This is a genomic window from Bradyrhizobium sp. (assembly GCF_030693485.1).
Taxonomy (GTDB): Bacteria; Pseudomonadota; Alphaproteobacteria; order Rhizobiales; family Xanthobacteraceae; genus Bradyrhizobium.
In genome coordinates, this window is sequence record NZ_JAUYAN010000033.1 from 1 (window position 1) to 4,950 (window position 4,950).

Annotated in this window: 4 protein-coding genes and 1 tRNA gene; 1 reads left to right on the forward strand and 4 read right to left on the reverse strand. The window is 61.9% G+C overall.

Features of this window, described 5'->3' with window-relative positions; genetic code table 11:
* Positions 1-1,158 (reverse strand): porin (locus Q8N40_RS02520; RefSeq protein WP_305710690.1); only part of this gene is annotated, 1,158 nt, incomplete at its 3' end.
* An 896-nt stretch (positions 1,159-2,054) separates the two neighbouring features.
* Positions 2,055-2,146: transfer RNA gene (locus tag Q8N40_RS02525), tRNA-Ser, on the reverse strand.
* A 231-nt stretch (positions 2,147-2,377) separates the two neighbouring features.
* Between Q8N40_RS02525 and Q8N40_RS02530 the strand changes: the two genes are divergently transcribed.
* Positions 2,378-3,070: a hypothetical protein gene (locus Q8N40_RS02530; protein WP_305320537.1), complete on the forward strand. Its 693-nt coding sequence runs from the start codon at positions 2,378-2,380 to the stop codon at positions 3,068-3,070.
* Positions 3,071-3,074: 4 nt separating this feature from the next.
* On the opposite strand, the gene Q8N40_RS02535 is transcribed toward Q8N40_RS02530, so the two are convergent.
* On the reverse strand, positions 3,075-3,923 hold the full coding sequence (locus tag Q8N40_RS02535; protein ID WP_305710691.1) for a lipopolysaccharide assembly protein LapB: 849 nt from the start codon (positions 3,921-3,923) through the stop codon (positions 3,075-3,077).
* 236 nt (positions 3,924-4,159) lie between these two features.
* Positions 4,160-4,426, reverse strand: a complete 267-nt coding sequence (locus tag Q8N40_RS02540) for a hypothetical protein (RefSeq protein WP_305710692.1) — start codon at positions 4,424-4,426, stop codon at positions 4,160-4,162.
* Positions 4,427-4,950: the final 524 nt, after the last annotated feature.

The following is a 4,950-nucleotide window of genomic DNA, read 5'->3' on the forward strand; positions in this document are numbered from 1 at the left end:
GGTCAGGATGATGCCGTTGGTACCGCCCACGCCGGGGAGATAAACGCCATCGCTGGTGTTACCGAAGCCAACGCTCTGGTAGCCAAGGCCGCTGCTGCCGAACATGGCGAAGCTCGGCGAACCGCCGGAGGTCGAGATGACTTCCTTGGTGTTGCCCTGGGAGTACACTGCACTGACCTTGATGTCATCGCCGGCACCGGTCGGGATGTTCTTGATCTGCAATGCGCCCTGGATAGCCCAGCCCCACTTGCTGTCGGGATGACCGCTGATTTCCGACAGGTTGGTCGGAACGCCACCGGCGCCGAGCGTGTTGTAGGAAGCGTTCACGAGGTGAGCGCCGGCCGACAACTGCAGGAGACCCCAGGCCTGATCGACGCGGATGTTACCGACGATGTCGGGAGCAAACGAGCCGCCGTAGGCGTTGGTGCCGTTGCCGTTGGCGTTGACGCCGAGGGCGAGGTTCTGAACCGAAGTGCGGTGGAACACGGTCGGATCGTCGAGGCCGATGGTGCCCGACACGCCGTTGCCGAACTGAGCGGTGTACTGGATGTTGTTGACACCGGTGACGGTGTCATGGCCGCCCATCAGGAACGAGTTGTTGTTGCCCGGATAACCATGCCACGGAGCCGCGAAGGCCGAGGCCGACTTACCGAAGGTGAAACCAGCGAACTGGATGAACACCATTTCAACCGCGACGTAACCAGCGCCTGCGGTGGAAAGCAGAGCGCTGTTCAGGCCAGTGACCTGGGAGCCAACCGGGAGCGCCGGGTTGGAGCTGCCGAAGTTCTGGAACTGGAAGTCGCCCTGCGCGAAGGTACGGACAACGCCGTATTCGGTGGCGGTGCGGGTATCAACCGTCAGCGCCATACGCGAACGGGAGTTGAAGTAATCGCGGAAGCGATTGCCCTGGCCGTTGTCACCGGCGTAGAACGGCTGGCCGTAGACGCCGCCGTTGAACGTGGTGTCGATGCGCAGATAACCACCCAGCTTGATGCAGGTGTCGGTGCCCGGAATGTAGAAGAAACCGGCACCATACAGGGAGCAGATCCTCACGTACTCGACCGCTTTGGCCTTGACGGGAAGATCAGCTGCCTGTGCCCCGCTCATGGCGATGAGACCCGCCGCCGAGCCGAGGATAAGGCTCTTAACCATCTTCATGTTAACCTCCAAGTTGCTCTGTAGGGAAGGTTCCGGATCCGCCGGGTGAAACACCCTTGAGGTTGGTTCCCTTAATCCCTTGAAACCCGCTTAGTCGCTTCGCGCCTTCGGACACTCCCGCTCAACGCGAGGGACTTAAGCGAACCACCTAACGGGACGACCTCGGGATGCCCCCCTCCGTCGCAAGATGACAATTACCGAACACTTCTGCACACGCAACAAAGGAACGCTTCAGAACGGCTTGAGTCAGGCTGTTTTCGGATGGGTGTTGCACAAATAACACGCAACCGCGATCGAGCTTTCGTCGCAAGGCATTGTTATGTAACACCATTTCAGATTAGTTCCATTTTGTCTGCTGACCTTCGCGAAAGCAGCGCTGCGGCCGGCCATCCCCTCCCCGGGCCTCGCCTTCCGCCGAATCGAGCGTTTGAGGGAGCCGATCCCGGCTCGAATCCCATTTGCGAAACGGCAGACCCTGAGTTCTGTCATCTGACTGATGGAATCGCCGCGTCAAGCGCCATTCAAATCCGTCGTGCGAGGCGCGGCCGCGCCTGACCCGGTTCCAACCCAATCCTGAACAACGGGTTCCGCGGCACCGACTGGCATTGCAGAAGCCCTTATGTTTCGGCCTCGAAATGCATTTTGCGATCTGGTGGGGGAGTCGTCGATACGAGTAGCGAAGTCGCCCTGATGAGCATCTCTCATGAAGCGAATCGCGACGTTGTTTCGGATGTCGCTGACAGCTCGCTTGCAAGCCTGAACTGAATCGTGGGGAACCCGGGCATCCGTCAAACAAGATCGTGATGCGAGCGCGGCCGAAGCTGCGACGCCTTTGCCGCCTGCGCAAAACTGTGGCCGAGACACCTTGGTAGTTGCGAGTTTCCGCGTCGGGGAAGTGGCGGAGAGGAAGGGATTCGAACCCTTGATACAACTTTCGCCGTATGGCGCTTTAGCAAAGCGCTGCCTTCAGCCACTCGGCCACCTCTCCGGTGCCGGTCTTATGCCTTGAATCGACCGGCAGGGTCAAACCGGAAGGTGTGAGCCATGCGAGCCACCGGTCGCTCCACCCATATATAAGGTGAGCCGCAAATCCCTGCGGAGGGGCTTTCCTCAGCGCCAGCATCAAATATAGATCAGTGATCATAGAGATCACTGATCATAGAGATCAAAGACCCTGGCGGCCATGGAGCAGGACGTGACGTCCGTTAAAGACAATCCAATGACGCTGACGTTCCGCTGCCCGGCGGAACTCGAAGGCGTGCTGCCGCCGCCGGTGCCGGCGGCTTCAGGCCTTCCCGCCTGGCTCAAGTCGATGCCGACGCAGGCGTTCAATGCCATCAACGGTCGCGACGAGAACACCGTCAAGCGTTGTCCGCCGTTTGTCGACGCCATGACCTGCGGTTTTCTGATTCCACTGATGTGCGACCTCAGGGTCGAGAACGGCGAATTCACCTGGGATAATGAAATACCGCCGGGCGGCGCCGTCAGTTTTGCGCGCTCGCCGGTCGGATTCCACGATGGCAGCCAGGTCATCGGCTCGCCGCTGTTCGAAGACGACCGCTTCCTGATCAAGTTTCATAATCTGTGGACGATCGAGTCGCCGGAGGGCTACGCGGTGCTGTTCACGCATCCCGCCAACCGTTTCGATCTGCCGTTCACGACGCTGACCGGACTGGTCGACTGCGATCGTTACCACGACAACTGGATTCACTTTCCGGCGCACTGGCACGACGCCAGCTTCAGCGGCGTGCTGCCGAAGGGCACGCCGGTCGCGCAATGCATGCCGGTGAAGCGCGAAAACTGGGTCGCCCGCACCATGCCGTTCACCGCGGAAGAGAGCCAGCGGGCGCACGATCTCACCACGGCGATCGATCGTGAGCCAGGCCTCTACCGGCGCCAGTTCCGGGTCTGAGCTTTTAACTGCGCAGGAATTTCGCGGCAGCGCTCGGCCGCAGAAAGAAGCGGCCGCGCGAGGAAATCGCCAGCGACATGATCGCCCGGCCGAACAGCTCCGGTCTTTCCTGCGTCGCCATCCGGATGCTGGCCTCGCCGGCGTCGCGCTGCCCCATTTCCAGCAGGCATCTGCCCAACTCCGCCCGCGCGACGGCATCGTCGGGCCGCAGCGCCACGACGCGCCGAAGCCTTTCGGCTGCGGCCGCGTATTCGCCGTCCAGCAACATGACCTGAGCGAGCGCGCTGAGGAGATCGGGGCGGTCCGGCGCCACCCTGAGGGCAGACAACAACAGCTCGCGTGCCCTGGCGCGGTCATTGCGCTTGAGATGAAGTGCCGCGAGTTCCCTTTGCATGTCGACGGCGTCAGTTGCGAACCCAAGGCCGCTTTCCAGCGCCGCCATGGCCTCCTCGAATCGTCCCGCTCTTGCCAGCTGAATGCCATGCTCGAGAAACGCCGGCGGATAGGGCGGTCGCCTCGCGGTGGCCCTTCGTAATTGCCCGAGCGCTTCGTCGAGGCGCCCGGTGAGGGCGAACGCCGCGCCAAGCAAGGTCTCGATCGCAGGATCCTCGCTGCGCCGTGCCGCCTTTTCCAGCGGTGCGATCGCTTCGGCGCCGCGGTTCTGCATCAGCAGCGCCTGACCGAGGAGCTGCGCCGCACGAACGTTGCCGCGATTGGCCTTCAACACCTCGGCGGCGATCCGCTCGGCCTCGCCGGGACGCTGCATCCCCAACGCAAAGCCCGCGCGTTCGAGCGCCTGGTCACTGGCGCTCGGCCGTACGGGACTGACAGGAAATGGCGGGCGCTTCGACATCGGCGCTGACGATAAACCAAAAACCGGATTGCGCCAGCGGCCGGGTCGCCCGCGCTCGTGCCAATATCTGGAATCATGAATCGGTACTGCTGCCCATCCTTCGAGACGGCCACTTCGTGGCCTCATCAGGATGAGGTTAAGTTGTTGAAACACAACAACCTCATGCTGAGGAGCGAGCAGCGCGAGCGTCTCGAAGCATGGGCAGCAAGCGACTCACCGAGCTCACATAGTCAGTATCAGTGCGCGGTGATCCAGGCGCGGGCCTCGCGCTGCGCCATGGCGATCTCGACCTCGGACATCAGCTCGGCGACCTCGCGGCGCAGCTCGATGGCCTCGGTGCGGCCCTTCAGGGCGGCGAGGTTGAACCATTTATGCGCGGCGACGAGATTGACCACGCCGGAACGTCCGCTCGCCCAGTACAGGCCGCGTTCGAACAACACGTCCGGGATCGCGGTGGCCTGCACCGGTATCGCCGCATCCTGATCGATTTGCCCCTGAAACATCTGACATCCCCTTTTTTGATTGTTGGCCGCCCTCCCCCGAGCGCGGCTCCCGTCCACTTGTAAAAACGCCTTGTTATTCCCTCGCCGTTTGCCGGCTTGTTGGGATGATCATGACCGATCAAATTTGAAGGGCAGTTTAAGTATCGCGATGAATGCGGCGTAAACGCCGATCCGGCGCAAGCGGCGGCGAAATCACAGAAGTGCCTGTTTCATGCGGGTTTCCGCGCGCTCGCGGAATTTGGTTTACCGTGGCATTTCGCGAAACGATAACCATTGCCGCGATCTCGTGCCCCGGACGCAGCGCAGAACCATCGGCGCGTCCAGGCCGTCCGTGACAGGCTACGGCGGTGCGCCTCGTTCGGGACACGGTAGCGCAGCCACCGCGCGGCGCGGCCCTGGCGAAAACCTGAATGTGGGGGATTTGGGAAGTTCGGAGCGGCACGCACCATCGGTGGCGGCTCTGGAGAACGAGGGCGTCGGCGAACACGTCAGGACCAGATTTCACTTTGGACTCAAGACCACTC